26 protein-coding genes are annotated in these 21,548 nt (G+C 46.9%); 20 read left to right on the top strand and 6 right to left on the bottom strand.

The window, feature by feature from the left end:
* The first annotated feature begins 34 nt into the window (after nt 1–34).
* The 6 genes from MHI55_RS26490 (at nt 35) to MHI55_RS26465 (ending at nt 5,431) form a co-directional block, all read left to right on the top strand.
* The gene (locus tag MHI55_RS26490; RefSeq protein ID WP_036606984.1) at nt 35–907 is read left to right on the top strand and encodes a protein-glutamate O-methyltransferase CheR; all 873 of its coding nucleotides are present in this window, start codon (nt 35–37) and stop codon (nt 905–907) included.
* 16 nt (nt 908–923) lie between these two features.
* Nucleotides 924–2,600, top strand: coding sequence for a response regulator (locus tag MHI55_RS26485; protein WP_076253595.1), 1,677 nt, complete (start codon nt 924–926; stop codon nt 2,598–2,600).
* A gap of 86 nt (nt 2,601–2,686) precedes the next feature.
* The gene (locus tag MHI55_RS26480; RefSeq protein ID WP_036606989.1) at nt 2,687–3,025 is read left to right on the top strand and encodes an STAS domain-containing protein; all 339 of its coding nucleotides are present in this window, start codon (nt 2,687–2,689) and stop codon (nt 3,023–3,025) included.
* Nucleotides 3,026–3,043: 18 nt separating this feature from the next.
* A complete protein-coding gene (gene rsbW, locus MHI55_RS26475; protein ID WP_036606993.1) occupies nt 3,044–3,496 on the top strand; it encodes an anti-sigma B factor RsbW in 453 nt (150 codons plus the stop codon).
* Nucleotides 3,493–4,266 carry a sigma-70 family RNA polymerase sigma factor gene (locus MHI55_RS26470; protein WP_036606995.1) on the top strand — a complete coding sequence of 258 codons (774 nt, stop codon included), beginning with the start codon at nt 3,493–3,495 and terminating at the stop codon, nt 4,264–4,266. The genes rsbW and MHI55_RS26470 overlap by 4 nt, the downstream gene beginning before the upstream one ends.
* 76 nt (nt 4,267–4,342) lie before the next feature.
* On the top strand, nt 4,343–5,431 hold the full coding sequence (locus tag MHI55_RS26465; RefSeq protein WP_340387573.1) for a magnesium transporter CorA family protein: 1,089 nt from the start codon (nt 4,343–4,345) through the stop codon (nt 5,429–5,431).
* A 20-nt stretch (nt 5,432–5,451) separates the two neighbouring features.
* On the opposite strand, the gene MHI55_RS26460 is transcribed toward MHI55_RS26465, so the two are convergent.
* The 4 genes from MHI55_RS26460 to MHI55_RS26445 form a co-directional block, all read right to left on the bottom strand.
* Nucleotides 5,452–5,817 carry a DUF5665 domain-containing protein gene (locus MHI55_RS26460; protein ID WP_017692276.1) on the bottom strand — a complete coding sequence of 122 codons (366 nt, stop codon included), beginning with the start codon at nt 5,815–5,817 and terminating at the stop codon, nt 5,452–5,454.
* 84 nt (nt 5,818–5,901) lie between these two features.
* The gene (locus MHI55_RS26455; protein ID WP_036606997.1) at nt 5,902–6,309 is read right to left on the bottom strand and encodes a YtxH domain-containing protein; all 408 of its coding nucleotides are present in this window, start codon (nt 6,307–6,309) and stop codon (nt 5,902–5,904) included.
* 64 nt (nt 6,310–6,373) lie between these two features.
* Nucleotides 6,374–6,631: a GlsB/YeaQ/YmgE family stress response membrane protein gene (locus MHI55_RS26450; RefSeq protein WP_017692278.1), complete on the bottom strand. Its 258-nt coding sequence runs from the start codon at nt 6,629–6,631 to the stop codon at nt 6,374–6,376.
* Nucleotides 6,632–6,766: 135 nt separating this feature from the next.
* Nucleotides 6,767–7,468: a phosphatase PAP2 family protein gene (locus MHI55_RS26445; protein ID WP_340387570.1), complete on the bottom strand. Its 702-nt coding sequence runs from the start codon at nt 7,466–7,468 to the stop codon at nt 6,767–6,769.
* A gap of 177 nt (nt 7,469–7,645) precedes the next feature.
* On the opposite strand from MHI55_RS26445, the gene MHI55_RS26440 reads away from it, so the two are divergent.
* Nucleotides 7,646–8,665 carry an asparaginase gene (locus MHI55_RS26440; protein ID WP_340387568.1) on the top strand — a complete coding sequence of 340 codons (1,020 nt, stop codon included), beginning with the start codon at nt 7,646–7,648 and terminating at the stop codon, nt 8,663–8,665.
* A gap of 139 nt (nt 8,666–8,804) precedes the next feature.
* On the top strand, nt 8,805–9,530 hold the full coding sequence (locus MHI55_RS26435) for a pirin family protein (RefSeq protein ID WP_340387566.1): 726 nt from the start codon (nt 8,805–8,807) through the stop codon (nt 9,528–9,530).
* A gap of 64 nt (nt 9,531–9,594) precedes the next feature.
* Here MHI55_RS26435 and MHI55_RS26430 read toward each other — a convergent pair whose 3' ends face one another.
* On the bottom strand, nt 9,595–9,819 hold the full coding sequence (locus MHI55_RS26430; protein ID WP_036607002.1) for a DUF1128 domain-containing protein: 225 nt from the start codon (nt 9,817–9,819) through the stop codon (nt 9,595–9,597).
* A 158-nt stretch (nt 9,820–9,977) separates the two neighbouring features.
* Between MHI55_RS26430 and yyaC the strand changes: the two genes are divergently transcribed.
* The 5 genes from yyaC to MHI55_RS26405 all read left to right on the top strand — a co-directional run bounded on the left by yyaC (nt 9,978) and on the right by MHI55_RS26405 (nt 16,691).
* On the top strand, nt 9,978–10,535 hold the full coding sequence (yyaC, locus tag MHI55_RS26425) for a spore protease YyaC (protein WP_340387563.1): 558 nt from the start codon (nt 9,978–9,980) through the stop codon (nt 10,533–10,535).
* A gap of 60 nt (nt 10,536–10,595) precedes the next feature.
* On the top strand, nt 10,596–11,387 hold the full coding sequence (locus MHI55_RS26420; RefSeq protein ID WP_340387561.1) for an alpha/beta hydrolase: 792 nt from the start codon (nt 10,596–10,598) through the stop codon (nt 11,385–11,387).
* Between the two features lie 433 nt (nt 11,388–11,820).
* On the top strand, nt 11,821–12,510 hold the full coding sequence (locus MHI55_RS26415) for a DUF6483 family protein (RefSeq protein WP_340387558.1): 690 nt from the start codon (nt 11,821–11,823) through the stop codon (nt 12,508–12,510).
* Between the two features lie 111 nt (nt 12,511–12,621).
* Nucleotides 12,622–13,869, top strand: a complete 1,248-nt coding sequence (locus MHI55_RS26410; protein ID WP_340387554.1) for an SAM-dependent methyltransferase — start codon at nt 12,622–12,624, stop codon at nt 13,867–13,869.
* Between the two features lie 206 nt (nt 13,870–14,075).
* Nucleotides 14,076–16,691 carry an O-antigen ligase family protein gene (locus MHI55_RS26405; protein ID WP_340387552.1) on the top strand — a complete coding sequence of 872 codons (2,616 nt, stop codon included), beginning with the start codon at nt 14,076–14,078 and terminating at the stop codon, nt 16,689–16,691.
* Between the two features lie 653 nt (nt 16,692–17,344).
* Here the strand turns inward: MHI55_RS26405 and MHI55_RS26400 are convergent.
* Nucleotides 17,345–17,692, bottom strand: coding sequence for a hypothetical protein (locus tag MHI55_RS26400; protein WP_036607010.1), 348 nt, complete (start codon nt 17,690–17,692; stop codon nt 17,345–17,347).
* A 160-nt stretch (nt 17,693–17,852) separates the two neighbouring features.
* On the opposite strand from MHI55_RS26400, the gene MHI55_RS26395 reads away from it, so the two are divergent.
* The 7 genes from MHI55_RS26395 to MHI55_RS26365 all read left to right on the top strand — a co-directional run bounded on the left by MHI55_RS26395 (nt 17,853) and on the right by MHI55_RS26365 (nt 21,458).
* Nucleotides 17,853–18,467, top strand: a complete 615-nt coding sequence (locus MHI55_RS26395) for a DedA family protein (protein WP_036607012.1) — start codon at nt 17,853–17,855, stop codon at nt 18,465–18,467.
* A 2-nt stretch (nt 18,468–18,469) separates the two neighbouring features.
* A complete protein-coding gene (locus tag MHI55_RS26390; protein ID WP_017692292.1) occupies nt 18,470–19,039 on the top strand; it encodes a thioredoxin family protein in 570 nt (189 codons plus the stop codon).
* A gap of 6 nt (nt 19,040–19,045) precedes the next feature.
* Nucleotides 19,046–19,678, top strand: coding sequence for an MBL fold metallo-hydrolase (locus MHI55_RS26385; protein WP_036607016.1), 633 nt, complete (start codon nt 19,046–19,048; stop codon nt 19,676–19,678).
* 319 nt (nt 19,679–19,997) lie between these two features.
* Nucleotides 19,998–20,264, top strand: coding sequence for a hypothetical protein (locus tag MHI55_RS26380; protein WP_076253602.1), 267 nt, complete (start codon nt 19,998–20,000; stop codon nt 20,262–20,264).
* A gap of 102 nt (nt 20,265–20,366) precedes the next feature.
* Nucleotides 20,367–20,897 carry an RNA polymerase sigma factor SigY gene (gene sigY / locus MHI55_RS26375; RefSeq protein WP_340028372.1) on the top strand — a complete coding sequence of 177 codons (531 nt, stop codon included), beginning with the start codon at nt 20,367–20,369 and terminating at the stop codon, nt 20,895–20,897.
* 2 nt (nt 20,898–20,899) lie between these two features.
* Complete coding sequence (locus tag MHI55_RS26370) at nt 20,900–21,235, top strand: YxlC family protein (protein WP_340028373.1); 336 nt, start codon at nt 20,900–20,902, stop codon at nt 21,233–21,235.
* Nucleotides 21,228–21,458 carry a sigmaY antisigma factor component gene (locus tag MHI55_RS26365; protein ID WP_340387550.1) on the top strand — a complete coding sequence of 77 codons (231 nt, stop codon included), beginning with the start codon at nt 21,228–21,230 and terminating at the stop codon, nt 21,456–21,458. The genes MHI55_RS26370 and MHI55_RS26365 overlap by 8 nt, the downstream gene beginning before the upstream one ends.
* Nucleotides 21,459–21,548: the final 90 nt, after the last annotated feature.

Raw genomic sequence — 21,548 nt, 5'->3', positions numbered from 1 at the left:
ACGCAAGTAACAAATGAAGAAGTGGAGAGAACTTATGACACCGTGGGAACCTACCGAGACGGGGGCAGATTTGGTCCGTATGCCGCAAGATGAAGAACGCGAGCTGATTGAGATTGAGTTGCTGTTGGAAGGCATGCACCGTTTATATGGATATGATTTTAGAAACTATGCACTGCCATCCCTCAAACGAAGAATCTGGCATCATGCACATGCTGAAGGTGTTAAGAGCATATCCGGCTTGCAGGAGCGTGTTCTTCATGACCGTTCCGCGTTTGAACGTTTTGTACAGAACTTATCCATCCCTGTAACGGAAATGTTTCGAGATCCTTCGCTTTTCCGAATGTTTCGGGAACAGATTATTCCTATCCTGAGAACCTACCCGTATATCCGAATATGGCATGCGGGATGTTCTACAGGAGAGGAAGTTTATTCCATGGCCATCATGTTGCATGAGGAAGGACTGTATGACAAGGCAAGAATCTACGCAACGGATATGAATGATCGCTCTTTGCAACAGGCCAAAGAAGGCGTATATGGTATTGAGAAAATGAAACTATTTACTACAAATTATTTGGAGGCAGGGGGTACCAGAGCCTTCTCCGAGTACTATACAGCGAAATACAATTCGGTGATATTTCATCCTTTTCTAAGGAAGAACATCATTTTCGCCGAGCACAACCTGGCAACAGACCGGTCATTTAACGAGTTTAATGTTATCTTTTGCCGTAATGTCATGATTTATTTTAATGATGAACTGCGGAACCATGTGCATGGGCTGTTTCATGAGAGCTTGAGCCACTTTGGTATTCTGGTTCTGGGGTCGAAAGAATCGATACATTTTACAGAGTTCAGTGATACCTATGAGCCGTTAGACCGGACCGAAAAAATATACCGGAAGATCAAATAGGGGGTTAGGGTTAGCCATGGGGCTCAATGAACCAATCCACATATTATTGGTAGATGACCGCCCTGAGAACTTGCTTGCTCTTGAAGCAGTTCTGGAATCGGAACAATATAAACTCGTTAAGGCAACTTCCGGAGAAGAGGCACTCCGCTGTCTGCTAAAAGACGAATTTGCGGTTATCGTTCTCGATGTGCAGATGCCTGGAATGGACGGAATTGAGACAGCAAAGTTAATTAAGGCACGGGACAAGTCCAAGGATGTGCCGATTATATTCATCTCTGCGAATAGCAGAGAAGCGGAGCACTTGTTTGCCGGATATTCAGCCGGGGCCATTGATTACATGGTTAAACCATTTATTCCTCAGATTTTGAAATCCAAAATCGAGGGCTTTGTGGAGATGTTTATCACCAATAAACGTTTGAAGACACAGACCATGCTTCTTCACCAGAAGACACAGGAACTGGAGAAGATGAACCAACAACTCATTCAGGCCAAGGAAGAAGCAGAAATTGCAGCCAATGCAAAGACTGAGTTCCTGGCAATGATGAGTCATGAGATTCGTACACCGATGAACGGAGTTATCGGTATGGTTGATCTGCTGATGGAAACGGAACTGAGGGAAGATCAGAAGGAATATGCAGACATCGTTCGTCGCAGTGCAGATGCACTCGTTACGGTCATCAACGACATTCTTGATTTTACCAAGATGGAATCCGGCAAAATGGAACTGGAAGAGCATCCTTTTGAACTTGTCTCCTGTATTCGGGAAGTGTTGGGATTGTTTGCTGCAGAAGCAGGCAAAAAGAATCTGGAACTGGATTATTTCCTGGAAGATTCTGTCCCTGAATTAATCTATGGAGATATGGCAAGGCTACGTCAGGTTCTCTTGAATCTTATTGCCAATGCAATCAAATTTACAGACCAGGGTGGCGTATATTTGATTGTGTCAGTGAATGAAGAAAAAGACGGACAAATGGCATTGGAGTTTGCTGTTAAAGACACCGGGATAGGTATCGCTTCAGACAAAGTGGATCGCCTGTTCCAGCCTTTTTCCCAGTTGGATACATCCATGACACGTAAATACGGTGGAACTGGCTTAGGACTGGCAATATGCAAGACTCTGGTGGAAATGATGGGTGGACAGATCTATCTGGATACAACAGAGCAACGGGGAGCGACGTTTGTATTTACAATTCAGGCGAAACGTTATGTAGAAACTGAACTGGTCCAGAGGAACGGGGAAGAGAAACCAACGGATGTGAAAAATGAGAATAAATATCCTACGGTATTAATTGTGGATGATCATCCGATCAACCAGAAGTTGATGGCGATTATGCTCGGTAAGCTGGGGTTGCTCTCAGACATTGCTGAAGATGGGCAGAGCGCACTCGATATGGTAAACAGTAGCCGTTATCCCTATGACTATGTGTTTATGGATCTGCAGATGCCTGTGATGGACGGTTTGGAATGTACACGGCGGATTCGAGAGAGTCTGACCCAGTCTAATCAGCCAATCATTATAGCCATGACTGCTAACGTGATGGAAGGTATTCAGCAGCGCTGTATTGCTGCCGGCATGGATGATTATATTAGTAAACCGGTGAAAATGGGCAATGTAAAACAGAAAATAGCCCAGTTTCAGAAACAACGACAAATGTTAGACCCAGGCCCTTCAGCCATGAATCAGGCCAATTGAAACATTTTCCAAACTTCTTTCTGATTCACTCGTGCTGAAGTTGGGTTATTAGGTAAGGAAACCATTGATCAGGAGAGAGATGTCTAATGAATACAAATAAAAATGAAAAATTCAATGCAAGAACTGAAACTCAGGACGGCGTGTGCACGGTGTATCTGACTGGCGAACTGGATTTGTCGGTTGCTCCTGACTTCCGCTTGGTGATGGAGCCGCTCGTGGATAACAAGGAACAGGATCTTGTGATTAACATGAAAGAATTGAAGTATATCGATAGTACAGGGATTGGTATCCTGTTATCTGTTCTGAAGGCCAGACATGGAATGGAAGCTCGCTTTGAAGTACAGGAAGTTCCTGCGCAGATTCAGAAACTTTTTGACATGACGGGCATCGCCAAATTCTTTGTCACACAGAAGAATTCCCAATAGGAAAGGATCGAAAAAGGAATGAATGCAGAAGTTCAAAGAGTCACCCTTAATTTACCTGCGACAGCTGATTACGTTGATATTGTAAGACTCAATCTCTATGGAGTAGCATCCAAAATGGGATTTTCCTACGAAGACATTGAGGATATGAAAGTTGCTGTATCCGAGGCCTGTAACAACTCTGTATTGTATGCCTACTCACACGAAGGCGGCATGGTTGAAGTTGTATTCGAAGTGGATGGCGAAACATTGTCCATTATTGTCAAGGACGAAGGTGCCAGCTTCGAGAACATGAACCCTGCTGTGTCACGTGCCGGTCTACACGACAAAGAACTGACGGAAGCACAGATTGGTGGACTTGGGTTCTACCTGATGCAAGCCTTGATGGATGATGTCAGTGTGGAAAGTGAGACGGGCAAAGGTACGAAAGTAGTACTCGTAAAACGTCTTGCAAGAAGTGAGGAGAAAGTATGAATGAAAAAGTGACTCCCCCAGAGTCCATGTCTGAAGCTATAGGTTTGATCTGGGAATACCAGCAGACCCTAGATAATGAAATTGCAACAGTTCTCATCCGTAAATATGAACCAATGGTCAAGATGGCAGCAGGCAAAATCGCTCGGAATCGCCCCGATCTATACGAAGACTTGTATCAGACCGGGCAGATGGCTTTGATTCGTTTGCTTAAGCAATACGATATCAACCTAGGTATTCCGTTTGAACCTTATGCCATGAAGAGCATGATCGGTCATATGAAGAACTACTTGCGTGATAAATCCTGGTATATTCAGGTGCCCCGGAGGATTAAGGAAAAGGGAGCCCTTGTGCAACATGCCATCGATGAGTTAACCGTTAAGCTGGAGCGCTCACCCGGTGTGAACGAAATTGCTGAATACCTTGATCTGACTGCAGAAGAGACAATTGAAGTTCTGGCTGGTCGGGAATGTTACCACTATGTATCACTGGATTCTCCTTTATCTCAGGATGACAGTGCAGCAACATTGGGAGAACTGATCAGTGCAGATGTGAATGACTATGATTCGGTCGAAAAACGGATGGACTTGCAACAGGCATTGGGACAATTGAAGGAACAAGAACAGCAGGTACTTATTCTAGCATTCCAGGATGGCCAATCTCAGCGGGCAATTGCCCAAAAGCTTGGTGTTTCACAGATGAGTGTTTCTCGGATTCAGAAGCGAGCTACAGAGAAACTGAAACAGATCATGTCTAATGCTTCAATGTTATGACAAATGGAACCCTAATGTTGTTGAGCACGGCATAAAGAAGGACACGTCAATGCGCTGAAATGCATACGTGTCCTTTTTGGGATCAAAAAGATCTGGGGATGCAATGAAGAACATGAGTGCAGGAGTGGATAAAGTGATTGTGAACCAAATCAAGTTGGAAGCTCGCCGTGACAAGTTATCTTGCTCGGACCATTGGCAATGGTGGGATTGGGTTGCACCTGACACCGATAGCATGAACGATGCGTTGGGGGAGCTGACAGAGGCGTTTCCGGATATGCGGTATTGGCTTCATAAGATTCCGGAAGTGGAATCGAATTATTTGTCCGTCCGTTTCGTGAATGGTACAGAACCAGTCATATTTGGTTCATTGTTGTATGCGGTCAAGAATGAGAGAGATGACAAACGTCAAGATAATCAGATGTTTTTCTATGTCGATCGCAATAACCTGGTTACCTTGAATATGGATGACAATACACGAGGTATTATGAAGACGGATGAACGTGCCCATATGTTACAGCAATGTAGTGAAGCCAGGGACGGGATGTTTGTACTTTTTCGAGCTATACTGCATTACTACCATGTGGGGATGGATCATTTTGAGATGAACCTGCGTGATCTGGAACGGAAGATGGAATCCCGCAATGCCCGAACTTTAATGGACCAGATTCTGGCCGCCCGATTTGAACTGTTATACTGGAGCAATCTGTTTATCCCCTATTCGGAACTGATGGCTGCTGCCCATGAGGCTTATCTCAGTGAAATCAACGAAAATCGATATTTCCAGCAGCTCCAACATCGAGTAGAGCGAATGGAACGTTTGTTTAGTCACTACGAGAAAGAGATCGATACGTTAATCTCCATTGATAATGCGATCTCAGGTGTACGTGGCAATGAGATCATGAAGACGCTGACCATTGTTACTGCTGTGTTCATACCTGCCACGGCAGCTGGCGCGATATGGGGGATGAACTTTGAGAACCTGCCCTTTATCGACAAATCATGGGGAGTTGTACTGGTCCTTGTTGTCATTATCTTAAGCATGATCAGCATGTATGTATGGCTGATGATGAAAGGCTGGACAGGAGATCTGCTCAAAGTGAAATCCTCACAGCCTTCAGCTGAAGAGACAGAGAAAAAAGGAGCAACGGAAAAACGTAAGGGATAGCCTACTGTTGGTTAGTCCTCTTAGTTTTTGTAATCTTCAATATAACCAAGCAAGTCAGCGATATATTGGCCCACAATTGGCATATTCACGAATTGGCTGAGAATGAATGCCAGCAAACCGAGAACAACAAAGGTACCCACAGTCAGACCGAGACCTCGTGCCATGCCCGCTGTAAAATTGGTAATAATCCGCTTTTTGGGACTGCTGTAATTCTCAATAATATCCTTGATCTGTGCTCTCTCCAGACTGTCCGCAATCTGGTCCAGACGTGTGTTCAATCGTTTTACCTCGTGCCGCAATTCAAAAGGATGCTCGCTTGTATCATACTGCTGTGCCGGTGTTCCTCCCGTAATTGGAGTATTACCGTTGATTGTAACTTTACTCATATTATTTGTCCTCCTCAACTCTCATTGGATAAAAAATAGCCAGCTGGAGTGCAGCTGGCTATTAGTCACTCGATCTGTATCGCCTTACAGGCTAGTCGAGTTAAGTTCTTTACGTGCATCTTCCTTCGCTTCAACGGAAGCGGCAGCCACTTCATCAGATGCACGGGATGCTTCGTTAGCCACATCAGCGGACGCTTTTCTCACAGAGTCCATTACATCATTGCGGCCTTGATTTACCGTTTTTGCAATGTCGGAAGTTTTGGAAGAGACCGTTTTAGCCAGTTCAGAGGCTTTGTCACCTACAACAGTTGCCACTTCTTTGGTGCGGTCAGTAACGATGCCCACTTTCTCGGAAAGGTCACCACGCAATTCACGTCCCGGTTTAGGCGCAAAGAGTAGTGCTGCTGCAGCTCCCAGCAAACCCCCGATGAAAATACCTTTTGCGAAAGTGGAACCCGTCTGTACAGGATATTGCTCTTCTGCTTTATTCATGTCTAATCACTCCTTCTTCAATTTAAGAAACAAATACGAAACAACGAACACCTTGTTGCCCGAATCAGGCAGCCTGTCTTAGCAGTCTGGACACAAGCCCCAGCAAGAAAACAAAGAGCGCTGTACCAATGATGGCAGGGATAATGGCAAAGTTACCGATAACTGGTCCCCAGTTACCAAGCAAAAGTGCTCCTAGCCAGGCTCCGGCAAATCCGGCAATCATTGCACCGATTATGCCTCCAGGCATGTTGTGACCGGCAAGTGCATCTCCGATCAAACCGATGATGACAGCCATCACAATGCTGATAATGATGCCCCACATAACAACCGCCTCCTTTTAAACTTGATGTAGGATGTTGTCTGTTCGCGTTTGCTTACTTCGTATATAAACCCTGTGCAACCCTGTGAAACAATAAAGATGAGGATGAATGAACTGGAAATTAGAGGAATTCATTCTTTAGAGGCTTTGTTTAATGCCTTTAACCATGCAGAAGATCCATGCCAATCCAGCAGTAAATCCAGTAAATACATCCGTAGGATAATGAACGCCCAACATGATCCGGCTGAGGCCAATCAAGAAAATAAAACTAATACCACCTAGAACAGGAAGCCACACACCGGAAGAGTTATGTCGCTGTCTTTCAATGGCCCAGATTACAAAGAGCATGCCGTAGAAGCCCATGGAGATCATGGCATGTCCGCTGGGAAAGCTGTACCCGTGAACGACCAGTAAATGATCCAGTTCAGGTCTGCTTCGTCTGAAAAATTCCTTCAATAACGTGTTCAGAATCCACATCATGGCAAAACTTCCCGTGAGCGCATATCCATATACAACAAACCTTGGACTGCGTTGAATGAAGAAAAGAAGAGCAAAACCTCCTGCAGCCACAGCAGAGATTTTGAATGAGCCCAGTGCGGTTATGAATGCAGTGTAAGGGAATAGATGAAGACGTGAATCTGAATTCAGATAAAATAATTGCTGAATTTGATCATCCAGACGAATAATAACATCAGCACCCAACCAGGCACCCAGACCTGCCAGGATAAATATGACCGATGCGCTGAGGGCCAGACCAGCCAAACCCCAGTTGAGGAGTGGACGTAATAACGTACCGGAATTTGAACTGAATGAGGCTGGTGAATACGTTTTGCGCGGCATAATGAGTTTCTCCTTCAGTTATTGTAGTAGATGAACATAGATGATAAAGCTATACCCGAAACGCCTGTCGAAAAAACTGTAAAAACGTCGCTTTTGTACTATACTATTTAAGATATCCCATGCGGCGTCATGACGCAAAGCAGAGATGAAATCGGGAGCACAAAGGAGAGAACTCGCATGGAGAGTGCCTTGTTAATTAAAGAATACCGTGCAGGCGTTATGGAATGCGCCCATTACGGACACATAAGTATTACGGATGAGTATGGCCGAATCGTATACTCGGCTGGTGACCCTCATTTTAGAGCGTTCACTCGCTCATCTGCCAAACCTTTTCAAGCCATTCCGGGTATTCGAGCAGGAATTGCCAGTCACTATGGCCTATCGGCACAGGAGATTGCCATTATGTCCTCTTCGCATCGTTCGGAACCGGAACACATTCGGGTGCTGGAGCAGTTATCCGGTAAGATCGGATTGGGAGAAGAATGCCTGATCTGTGCACCAAGTTATCCGCTTAATGAAGAAAGCCGTAATCAATGGTTACGTGGACAAGGAGAGAAACGGCGCATCTTGCACAACTGCTCCGGAAAACATCTGGGAATTCTGGGGTACAGTCAGATGAAGCAGGTTGATCTGGGCAGTTACGCTGAACCGGATCATCCGGTACAACGAGAAATTCTTGAAACCTTTGCCGACCTGGCAGGTATTGAGGAAAAAGAGATTAAGCTTGGGACGGATGGCTGCGGCTTTCCGGTATTTTCTTTGCCGTTGTCGGCATTGTCGAACGCCTATCTGAAGCTCGCTTGTCCAGATCTTATCGCTGATCCTTCCACAAGAACAGCTGTAGAGACCATAACATCAGCTATGAATGAACATCCGTTGATGGTTGGTGGCACGGAGCGTGTAGATTCAGTGCTGCTGGAAGACGATAACATTGTAGCGAAGGGTGGATTCAAGGGGGTATTCGGTTTTGGTCTGAAAAAAGAAAGACTGGGAATCACCTTCAAGGTGCTTGATGGTTCCGAGGAAGAGTGGGCTTTCATTACCCAATCCATCCTGAGACAGATTGGTTATTCCAATGAAAGAACCATTGCACGATTGGCTGAAGTGTTCCCTTCGGACATCCGAAATGATGCGGGTACCCTTGTAGGTCATGCAGATAGTGAGTTCATTCTTCACTCACTTGAAGATAGCGTATAACCTTAAGAAGGGGCGTGATTAGAGTTGCCGGACCCCGGGTAAAGATGACATACCAACTGGTATTCATCTATACAATTCATATACACGCATGGACTGCCGCGGTAATGTGGCAGCTCTAAACCCTTGGAGGTGGATGAACATGATTAAAGTGGTGACATCGGAAGAAAGGCACACGTCGGATCGAGGTTGGATACACAGTGAATTCAGCTTTTCCTTTGCGGATTATGATGATCCAAGCAACGCCCATTTTGGCTGTCTGTTGGCTCATAATGAAAACACGCTGATGCCGCAAGAAGGCTTTAAGAAACATCCACATCATGATCTTGAACTTGTCAGTTATGTCATATCGGGTACACTCAAACATACGGATAGTATGGGAACAGAACAATTGCTTGAACCGGGTACGGTCCAGGTGATGAGTGCGGGTACGGGAGTGGAACACTCCGAGACCAATCCGTCAGCGGATGAACCGGTACGTTTCCTTCAGATGTGGTTTTTGCCATCGGAGCGTATGCTGAAACCTTCCTATACGAATCGGAGAATAGAGCCGCAGGAGTATTTGAATCGTCTATGTCCGATTGTATCCGGGCAAGGGGGCGAGGGAAGTGAAGGCGCATTGCCTATTTCCCAGGATGTAACCTGTTACCTGTCCCATTTGGAGTCCGGGAAGAAGTTGATGTACCCGCAACATGAAGACCGACGGACACATCTTTTCCTGATCAGTGGACATGTAGAGATTCATTGTTCGGATGGTAACTTCAACCTCAAGCCGGGGGATGCCGCACGAATTCGCAAAAGCTGTGATCTGCAAATCACGAGTACAGACAGTGAACCTGCCGAATTTGTTTTGGTTGACCTGCCTTAAGGATATAAACATGCGAAAAAGGACCTGTTCCCACGGTGATGTGGAAAACAGGTCCTTTTTTGGCTTAAGATTTACGAAGATTACCCAGTTCCGAAGCGACAGCTTCCACTTCAGAGATACTGAGATGTTCCTTGCTCAAAATCATTTCATACAGGTCAAACAGATCTTCATATTTCTCAAGTGGGAATGAAGAAGCTTGCATGGCGGCACCGCTTGCCATACGAAGTTTGGTTTTGATCGCTTCAATCATATATTCCATATTGGCTGCTGTTGCTTGTGATAAATCCATCGTTAAGTTCATCCCTTCCATATCGGAAACTCTTGTTATTGTATCATGATTGGAAGCGCTCAGGCTAATGCTTTTGCGAGGAAACCAAGCATCGGTTACAATGATGGATACAACAACAGGATTTAACGGAAACCTGAGTGTACTGGAGGGAATACAGTTTGGCAGCGTATAAGCGAGAAATGGTTCGCCATCAAGGAAGGGAAGTCCGCAAAGGCGTGCCTGCAGAGAATCTGGTCTTATTTTTCAAAAACATCGTTCAACTTCATTCTCCAGCTGAAATCACGTTTGTCTGCATCGGTACTGATCGTTCCACCGGGGATGCTCTGGGTCCAATGACAGGAAGTTTACTGCAAGAGAGCGGAATGGAGAACGTGATTGGCACGCTGTCTTCCCCTTGTGATGCAGATACGCTGGAAAAGAAATTGGCACTTATTCCTGCACACCATGCCATCATAGCGATTGATGCATGTCTGGGTCCAAAGCATGCGGTAGGTACATACTATCTCTCGAATAACCCACTCATTCCGGCCCAATCGGTCGGAGGCAAGCTACCTCCTGTTGGACAATACAGTGTAGCAGCTGTGGTTAATGCGAATGGACCAAGGCCCTATTCCATTTTGCAGATGACCTCGCTTCACTTGGTTATGGGGATGTCCCGAACGATTGCAGATGCCGCAATTGAAGCATGGAAATGGAGACAAACGTTTCATTCATGATATGTAGGCTTAATAATATACAACCTGAATTATTTAATTCGCGCAGAGAGAGGGATTCATATGGAAAAAGTGATGTGTGATGGAACGACGATTTGTTATGCCGAACAAGGTAAGGGAGAAGCACTCATTTTGCTCCACGGATACTGTGGCAGTTCATCGTATTGGGATGAGGTCGTACCTGAACTGGCACGCAGCTATCGCTGTATCGTACCTGATCTGCGTGGACACGGAAAAACAGATGCACCTGTAGGAAGTTATACCATCGAACAGATGGGCAACGATGTATTACAGTTGATGGATGAGCTGAACGTGGAAAAGGCGGTCCTTCTGGGACACTCCATGGGGGGATATATTGCGCTCTCGATTGCACAACGTCACCCGGAGCGTTTGAATGCATTTGGTATGATTCATTCGACAGCCTATCCAGACAGTGAAGAAGCCAAGGAAAAACGCCTTCGTGCTGTATCCACCATTCAGACCGAAGGTATCGTAAATTTTGTAGATGGACTGGTTCCCGGACTGTTTGCACCGGAACATGTGGAATCGTTATCTAAGCATGTCACACGTGTGAAGGAAATTGGATACCAGACTGCTCCTCAAGGTGCTGTTGGTGCTGCACTTGCTATGCGAGAACGCCCGGATCGCCGCGATGTGTTATCGGCTACACCTTTACCTGTATTGCTGGTTGCAGGAGAGAAGGATGCTGTTATCCCGCCAGAACGTACATTTACAAGTGACAAGCCACATATCGTGCAAGCCGTGATTGCGGGTGCAGGTCATATGAGCATGTATGAAGCTCCTGAAGAGTTAATTCAGGTCATTAAACAATTTATGGCTGGATTATCGAAGTAATTGATGAAGTGATTTATGTTGATATCATTAGGGCGTGTCTGAAAACTCCGAAGGAAGTAGATTTTACTGAATTTTCGTTCCAAGCAAGGAAGTTTTCCGCAGGCGTGCCGGGGCACGTCAAGGGGAAGTGACGCAGCATGGGGCGAAAAGGCGGTAAAAGATGCACTTCAGCGAGTTTTGAGACACGTCCTAGAATATAGTTTGGTTTCTGGATGATTCAACCTCTTGTGGAGGAGGAGTAACCAGTTCCATTTCAACCGAGCCCCTGCCACGTCCCTTTGGGATAGGCAGGGGTTTAGTGTGTTCATGGCTAGAGCAAAGACACGTGTTTCTTGTTTTTGGCTTTTTGTCATGGCATGAATTAAAATAAATATAAAGGAACGATATGAGAACGATTGAATGTATAGGGTCGAATGATGAGGGGGCATACAGCATGTTCAGAAAAGATTATCTGCTCCGCATGATGGAGGAAATGACTGAAGCAATAGGAAAAGTGTTCACGCTCAAACAGCAGCGTAAGCACACCGAGGCATTATCTGAACTGGATGAGTTGATGCGCAGGCAGTTTGGGTTGAACTTATCTCTACTGAACTCATTGCCAGCAGAGGATGTTATTGAAATGTTCCGTTTTCGCGGAATGATTGAAGTGGACAATCTGCAGCAAGCCGCCAGGCTGATTGAAGAAGAAGCATATATTTATCAAGAGAAGGCCAAAGTGGAAGGCATCGATGATCAGGAGAGAATGGACGCAGAGGATGAGGCTGTCATTCGATTGATGAGATCACTTCATTTTTACCTGTATGCATTAAATCATGGCGCTAATCCCAAGTTGTTGGACGCACCGGAACGGGTGGAGGGTGTGTTGGGGCTTACGAAAGAATATGAACTTCCTGCTCGAACTGAAAGACAGCTTGCCCTGTATCGTGAACAACAAGGACGTTACGACCAGGCAGAGAACAGTTGGTACAGGCTGTTACAGCTTGGTGCTGAATTCCCGGTGAGCTACCGAGATGATGTACAGGCATTCTATGAAAGGTTGAACCCACTCACGGATGAACAACTGGAGCAGGGCGGTCTTCCACGGAACGAAGTTGAAGAGGGACTAGCTGAACTAAGTCGTTAAGAGATGAACTCATAAAATATGGATTGGATCAAGGCCTGTTACATGCCTTTACTTGGAGAGGGAACGGAATTGTGGTATGGTAACGGATGACCAAACCAAACCGAAAGTGAGATGTACCCCGTGGATTCATTGCGAAAGCTTATACAAGACATCTTTGAACAGAATTCGCTGATTACAGCGACCTGGAGCCAGCTGCGCAGACGGGACAATGTCTCGTATACCAAAGTGCAAGTCAAGCCGGTGACACTGAAGAATCAGCTGCATTATCAATTTGCATTTCATTATAACAACAAAGTGCTGCACGAGAATTTGACTCCGGCTGAAGCGGCTGAGCGCATGACTTTGTTATGCGAAGAGACGTTTCGTCAAGGCCTGCTCTGTACGACCGAGGCAGACTATCAAATTTTGATCAGCAAAAAATATAAAGTATCCATTCTGACCAAATCTGCTTCCAAAACTGCGGTGGACCTGTCGCATAATCGCAAGAAGCAATATGTATTGGAAGAAGGCGTACCTGTATCGTTCCTCGTTGAACTTGGTATTATGAACGAAGAAGGTCGTGTGCTGGCCCGTAAGTATGACAAGTTCAGACAGATCAACCGTTTCCTCGAAATGGTGCAGGATGTTATTCCGCATCTGCCGGAGGGGCGTCCACTGACCATCGTTGATTTTGGTTGTGGCAAGTCTTATCTGACATTTGCGTTATATCATTATCTGTCTGTACAACAACGGCGTTCACTCAAGATTATTGGGCTGGACTTGAAGGCAGATGTAATTGAACACTGTAATGGTCTGGCTAATCGATTGCATTATGGCGATCTGAAGTTTCTGGTTGGAGACATCGCGGACTACGATGAATTAAATGAAGTGGATATGGTTGTCACGCTGCATGCCTGTGATACAGCTACCGATGCTGCTTTGGAGAAGGCAGTTCGTTGGGGGGCTTCTGTTATTCTGTCTGTTCCTTGCTGTCAGCATGAACTGTTTGACCAAGTAGAGGCTTCCGTGATGAATCCGTTGTTGTCCCATGGCATCCTCAAGGAACGTTTTTCCGCACTGGCTACGGATGGGATTCGTGCCAAGTTGCTTGATCTGATGGGATACAAGACACAATTGCTTGAATTCATCGATATGGAGAATACGCCTAAAAACATATTGATTCGTGCTGTTCGCGGTCAGGCTGGCGAAGTGACGGAGATGTGGAATGAATATACGGCTTTCCGTGATTTCATTCATGCTGATCCATATTTGGAGCGGGCTTGTGCCGATTTGCTTCCTGGCGATGGCAAGCAGGCCGATGGGAAATCAAATTCGAGCAAAGAAACCGTTCAAGATTCCGCAAATTGCGACCTTTGCTGAGTGTGCCAACGCCAATCCAGGGACATACTGCAATTAGGGTCCCTGAATGTAAAATGATATTCAATGCACATACTGCGTAGCAAGCAACATCATAACTGTCAGATGTATATCAGGCAGAAGGACCCGTTATCGGGATCTTCTGTCTTTTTGTTATGCATATGGAGCGGTGGTAGGAAAGAGGGGGTATAAGGATGAAGAATAGGACAATGCATAAGGGAGTTGTAAGGTATAGACGAGGGTATGCGGCGAATGAGGAAATGATGGAACAGGCGTTTGAACGGTCTCACCACGCAAATGGTACAGAATATGTAGATAACAGGGACTTATGTAATGGGGGCAAGAGGGACGGTAGAGACAGTAAAGGCAGTAGAGACAGTGCATATCATAGGGAAAATACATACAACAAAGATGATATGAAAGATGATATGTATGAAAAAGATGATACATATCAATCAAATGGAGTTATCCAAATTGATGGGTCAGGTCGTTTTCCTTGGATCTTGAGAAGTGAACATTATTCAGGGTCGGGAGGGACTGTTGGGCTGGGCATACTCTCAATTATCTTGCTACTTGCAGGGTGTCTGAGTCGGGGACTATATTATTCGGCGGATCTGTATCCTGTCATTCTGATCGAAGCAGGAAGCATATTGATTATGTTTTTGCTTTTCCTTGTAGGTATTCGACTAGAGAAAGAGCAAGAGCAAGAGCAGGAGCAAGGAAGAAAACAAGTACCTCTGTCACCGGTACATTGGCTAGGGAACAATGAACGAATGGTTTGGCGAATGATTCGAATCCCGGGAATATTGCGGGTGTTGTGGCCGCTGGGGATGATGACATGTTTTGGGGTACATGCGTGGGCAGGCTCGGTGAGTAAACAGGGCAGCATGGATGAGATGCTGCGGTGGAGCCTGCTTGGGATGTTTACTCTGCTCACCGCAATACTGGCTGCGCGCACGAATGGTGCGCGTTGGTTAGCCTGCGGTTGGCAGATGGCAGGCGGCTTGCTTGTGCTAAGCGGCATCTTTGCCGTGTGCGGGATATTGCCGCTGCCCTTCGGGGTGATGCGGACTGCTGACCCCGAGATCAGCTCCGCCGGAGCAAGGCTCGGCGGATTATTGCAGTACCCGAATGCGTACGGTGCCATTGTTGGCATGTACGCATTGGAGCGGCTGACAGCCGCCGCGCGAGTCATAGCCCGGCCTGTGCCGGCCGGGCGACTCATCGCGGCAGTGCTGCCGCTCATGCCTGCGCAAGCCGCGCTCCTGCTGAGCGAGTCGCGCGGCGCTTGGCTGGCGACCGGCTGCGCCGCGGTCGCCGCCTTTGCTTTGCAGCGGCGCGGTGCCCGCCTGCCGCTGCTGCTGGCCATGGCCGCGCCACTGGCGTGCGCGGCCTGGCTGTACCGCCAGCTGGCTGCTGCCCAGCTGGCGCCTGCACCCGTGCCCGGCCTGCTGGCACTGGCCGGGGCATGGGCAGCTGCGCTGCTCGGCACGCTGCTGCTGTGCCGCCTATGGCACAGCGGCGCCGCCAAGGCTCCGCGCGCCGCTGCTCTGACGGCCATCGTGCTGGCGGGAGCCGCCGCCGCACTAATGGCCGTGGCCTCCACCGCCGATCGCCTCGCGGCGGGTGTCGGCACTGGGGTGTCCCGCCTACAGATGTGGCGGGATGCCCTCCAGCTGTGGACCGAGGCCGCATGGCTCGGCCAAGGGGGAGATACATGGCGCAACATGTTTCGCGCCATTCAATCCTCGCCTTATGTTGGAGGCGAGGTTCACAACGGCCTGCTCGATCTCGCCCTGGACACGGGCATGATCGGCATCGTGCTTGTCGCAGGGTGGTTTCTCCTCACCCTGCGAAGCATCTTTTATTTTGCACCGCAGCTCTTTCCATCCGTGCTTGTTTTTGGCCTGCATGGGGTGATGGACTTTGACTGGAGCTTCACATTATTTTGGATGCTTTTCATCTGGCTCGGTGCTTGGGCAGTCGCATTGAAGACGGAAACAGAGGGGGTCCAGCGATCCGGCGTAACTGTGAAATACACTCCTATCAGATCCAAATCGGGATCTAAATTGAGATCTAAATCCAGATCTCTTTTCTTGCGATATTTATCAACCCAATCCCACCCATCAGCTGTCCCGATGCGTTCCTTCTTTCATATTTTTCAGCGAGTAACTGCTCGGCTAATAAGGGTATCCACAGTGATGATCATCCTTTTCTGGATTGGTGGAACAGTCTGGCTGACCTCTCGATATGCCGTAGCAGAAGTGCAGTACCGTCAGGCGATGTCTGAACCGGATGGCACTCCAGCACAGAAGGTGCATCTTATGGCTGCTCTTCAGTCTAACCCGAATCGAGCGGATATCGTGATATCCTTTGCGCGAACGCTCCCGGTACGAGAAGCAGAAACACTCCTTTTAAACAGCTTGTCCCATTCCCCGATGCACCCTCACATTTACATCGAACTGGGACGATTGGCAGCCCAATTCGGCGAAGGACAGCAAGCTGGAGAATATTTTGAACAAGCGATCGCATTGAATCGGTATGATGGCATTGGCCAATCCACGGCTTTGTATTGGATGGAGCAGGCAACGCGGCGGGAATGGAAGGCAGGATTCACGGATCGAGCCCGACAGACTGCCGCCGCTGGTGTCCAGATGTATGAACGGTATCAACTGCTGACGGAGGAAGTGGAAGCAGGAAACGTTCGTAATGATCGTCGTTTTGTACTGGAAGAACATGCTCCAGGCTATGGAGAGAACCTGCGCAGGCTTGATTCGGGTTCTTCTCCTCCGTTTACTCCAGAGTTGAACAAGCGGAGACCTTGAATCACTGCTGGATCTTGACGTTTACCCAAGCTATATGATGATGGATGTCAGCGTCTAAAAATTCTGGGAGTCCAAGCTGGCTGCTCCTCGCGGATGGGTATGCGATTTTCTAAGGAACACAGGACGTCTTATTTGGCCTCTAGCTCCTCCTTTTAAATTGTAAGGAACATCAGACACGTTATTTCCGGAAATTCCCTAACAAAAACCCTATAAAAGTCCAAAAATTCCGATATAACGTGTCTCAGGTTCCTTAGATTTCTGCAGACGCTTCAAATCGTTGAATAAGACGCCTCAGATTCGTTACTGCTCATGGGCTTGGGCTTGAGTATGAGAATGAGCATGAAAATATAATCCCAGCTTATGTTCATGCTCCCCATGGTGGTCGGCTCCATGCTCTGCTCGATCCGCAAGCCAGAGGACGACCCTGAACTCCGCCCAGAGCGAAGCTTTACATCATAAGTGAGCAATTCGCATTTATGTTGTCTCTATCGCTTGCTCGTACGTGAAGGGGGCATTAACATCACACGTTAAGGACACAGTGCCCGTGCCCTCACCCGTTCCTAACATGTTCAGATTCGCTTAAGATTCGCTTCAGCTTTGCTGCGTCTTTCAGTAGGTTTGAAGACACAGCTACCTGCCTCATTCCTCCATACTTACAGACGATAACCGCCAAATGCGTGCTGAAACGCATCTTTTAATGGTTCAACATCTACTTCCCACATCGCGGCGATCTCTGCACTGACATCCTTGTTCCACCACTCACATAATTTCTTGCGGTTGTCGCGATTCTCCCCAATCCAGAGCAGATTTGTGATCACCTTACCGTAATAATATTCTTCCGCCTGTTTCATCCGTTCGGGAGAGACATATACTTTTAGCCTTTTGGCTGTCCGGTATAATTCCTTGCTGCATGCCCGGCGAATTCCTCTGGCGGAAGGAAGGTTTTGACCGGATTGCGTATGTTTGACCGGTGGAGAACCGGGTATTGACTTGTGTGACATCTTCTCACGCTCCTCTCCCCATACCATATGCGGACTGCTACGAACGGGACACTATCCCAACCTCGTGAAGTAGCAACGTCCACAGCCCTGTGATAAAATAGGGACGAACATCCATGGTGCGGAGGGGCACCGCCAATCAGGATGGAGAAAGAGGGTTGAGATGGACTTTATTCATAACCTTGTTGGCCAATTGTTCGATTGGATTCAAAGTCTTGGGTACTTTGGAATCATGCTTGGATTAATGTTGGAAGTTATCCCAAGCGAAATTGTGCTGGCGTATGGAGGTTTTCTCGTTTCACAAGGTAATATCAACTTCTTCGGTGCTATGATTTTTGGTACGGTGGGCGGTGTGATTGCCCAGTTATTTATTTACTGGATTGGCCGTTATGGCGGCAGACCTGTACTTGAACGCTACGGTAAATACATACTCATCCAGAAAAAACACATCGACCATTCCGAGGAGTGGTTCCGCAAGTATGGTACAGGTGTCATTTTCACAGCGCGTTTTGTTCCGGTGGTAAGACATGCAATCTCCATCCCGGCTGGCATCACGAAAATGCACACAGGCAAATTCATCTTGCTTACTACACTCGCTGTTATACCTTGGACTGCATTGTTTATATATTTAGGGATGATTCTTGGAGATCAATGGAAGCATATTGATGAGAAAGCGGCACCATATGTTATGCCTATTTTGCTTGTCGCTCTCGCCCTTATGATCGTTTATGTACTTATTAAATGGATGAATGTTCGTAAAAAGAAAGGAAGTGTCTAGTCATGGGTAAACCCAACTTGTCTCACAAATTCGGTAAAGGTCTTCCACCGAAAGATTTTATCGAGAGTATGACCAAGAACCAAAGTGAATTCCAGGCCAACTATGATAGCTTTACTTGGTCGAACGAAGAGGATCGTGAGTTCTTTGAGAGTCTGAACCATCGCGATGATCTGCGTGTGTTAATTCTGGCTGCTGACTGGTGCGGGGATGTTGTCCGTAATATTCCGGTTGTGTTCCAGGCGCTTGAAATCTCAGGAATTCCAACAGAAGTTCTGATTATGGAGAACCATCCGGAAGTGATGGATGAGTTCCTGACGATGGGTGGCCGTTCCGTGCCAGTCGTTATTTTTGCAGATACAGGTGGTCATGTGTTAGGTCAGTGGGGACCTCGTCCGCAGCATGTACAGGAAGTCATGATTGAATTCAAACGCCTTAATCCGGATCGTGAAGCAGCAGATTATCAAGAAAATTTGGCTGTAGCGCGTCAAGAGATTGGTAAACGTTATGGGGAAGGAACGGAGTCACATGCGGCCATTATCCGTGAGCTGCGTGAACTGATTTCGGGTTACTAAGCCGATATGCTTAACATTCGTACGTTTACACTAGGCCCGCTTCAGACCAACGCGTATCTTTTACAAGGAGATGATCCGGGCAAAGCCGTCATTATCGATCCAGGCATGAATCCAGGGCCGCTGCTTAAGGCGATCCAAGACTTGGAGATCGAAGCCATTCTCCTCACTCATGCTCACTTTGATCATATGGGCGGGGTAGATGAGATCCGTAAATTGAAGGGATGTCCCGTTTATCTTCATGACTTGGAGAGTGACTGGCTCACCACCCCGAAATTAAATGGATCTTTGAATTGGCCACAGGCGACACCACCGCTTTCGACAGATCCTGCTGAATATGCCATGGACGAAGGGCAGAAGCTGAATCTGATTGGTCATACGTTTAAAGTGTTCCATACACCTGGACATTCACCAGGCAGTGTAAGTTTGCTTTGTGATAACGACCTGTTTGCCGGTGATGTGCTGTTCCGCATGGGTGTGGGCAGAACGGACCTGACAGGAGGGCGTGAACGGGATCTGATTGATTCAATCCAGAACAAGCTTTACACCTTTGCTGATGAAGTGAAAGTATATCCAGGTCATGGTCCCAAAACGACCATTGGTTATGAGAAACAGAACAATCCTTACGTGTCCGCAAGATAATCCGACATGATATGTGAAGAAAGTCTGGACAAGTGACAACTTTTTCATTAGAATAGCAATTAGTTGTTACAAGCGTTAAGGCATCATCTAACTGAAGCATTACCAAGAAACACCCAACCTCGCGAAGCACGCAGACTGTGGTCTATACCCGGTTTGCGTTCTTTTTTTGTTTTCAGCCCCTTTTTATCACAGAATTAGCCTTTTTTACGCTACATAGAGATGCAAGATGCGCTTCATCACAAGCCAGTTTTAGACCAATAGCAAGTTAGCAGCAAGTACAGGTTGATTTAGAAATAATAAATTTAAGAAATAGTAGATCATGAGAGTGGGGAATATCAAAGTGGAGAAAACAAGAGTTATTCCGTTGAATCAGCGTGTCGAGTATCCGATCATTGAAGAAAACCGTCGCATATTGGAAAGTGGGAAAAGAGAAACAGGTACTGAGCGAGCTTTAATACATAACCCTAGCGTGACCAATGAAGTGGTGAAGTCTCAGCAGAATATATGGACAAGCCGTGTTTTAAGAAACGGAGCCCGCAACCAACCGTGGTTCGACAAGCTGCAAGATTACCGGAATCAAGTCTGATTGCCCGGGAAATTGTCGGGTTTAATTTTTTTTTGATTTCATTGAACGTTTTTGCAGAGCCTGTCGTATTAACTCCAGATTGAACGGGAAGCAGGTGATTTCATGATAAAGGCAGCTGAGCTGGAAGAGGTACGCAGAGCAGTATCGGGAGACGATAGCGCACTCGCAGCGTTGTTACAACGTCACTACACGTTTGTGTATAAGTATCTTGTCAAAGTGACGATGGACGCTAACCTCGCAGAAGAGACGGTGCAGGATACGATGATTCGTTGTATGGAAAATATCCATCGATATGATGGCACGTCTGCCTTTTCATCATGGATGATCACCATTGCGACCCGCATCTATATCGATAAGACAAGACGTAAGAAGAGAGAACAGAACTGGCTTGCTCTCATTCGGGATCAGGCTGTACGTCGATTCCGCTGGCAGCTTGAGATTCGGAATGAAGAATGGACAGATGTCATGGATGCGATGACAAGACTGACACCCGAACATCGTGTTGCAGTGTTACTGAAGCATTATTATGGATACGGGTATGACGAGATCGGGGAAATGCTGGATATTCCTGCGGGAACGGTGAAGTCACGCACAGCTTATGGTCTCCGTCAGTTAAGAAAGGAGCTGGAATAAGGATGAGCAGATCAGACGATGCACAAGAACAAGAAGTTGTGGAACGATTGCAGCAACACATGAAAGTGCTGGATGATGCATTTGATCCGACAAGTATTCCTTCTTTGGGTGCACTTGAAGCCCAAGTCAGGGAACGGAGACAGATTAGACGTCGAGCCAATTGGATTGAGATGATATGTTTCTGGTTGGTTGGATTGCTTGCCATTACCTTCGGGGCATTATTTTTCGTATCTGCTCCAGCTCTATATCTGGGAATCCAGGCGCTTGGTACAGCTGTTGCGGTGATTTTGGTTGTGATCTGGGCCGGACGGCACCGGAAGGAGGTCCATCATGAATAAAATACATTATTCATTGGATGAGATTTCTCCACTGTGGCTTACATTGCTTGGCATTTTTCTTCTGGTTCAGGGCACATGGATCTTTCAGGACGCACGCAGACGTGGACGTTTCCCTTGGTTATGGGGATTATGGGGCATCACCGGATTCCCCACGCCGCTCATAATATATTGGTTTGTCGTGATTCGATCACAGCGCAAGCCAGGTGCACGTAATCGGAAATAACATCATTTTAAAAATGGAAAAAAAGATTTTGCACAAATATGTTGTTTAATTCTAGTATTCCTAGACATCGTTATTCTTTTCTAGTAGACT

It is taken from the genome of Paenibacillus sp. FSL E2-0151, assembly GCF_037993015.1.
In the GTDB taxonomy this organism is placed as follows: Bacteria; Bacillota; Bacilli; order Paenibacillales; family Paenibacillaceae; genus Paenibacillus; species Paenibacillus amylolyticus.
Note: the sequence above shows the minus strand (reverse complement) of the source record. Positions and strands in the feature narration are given on the sequence as shown.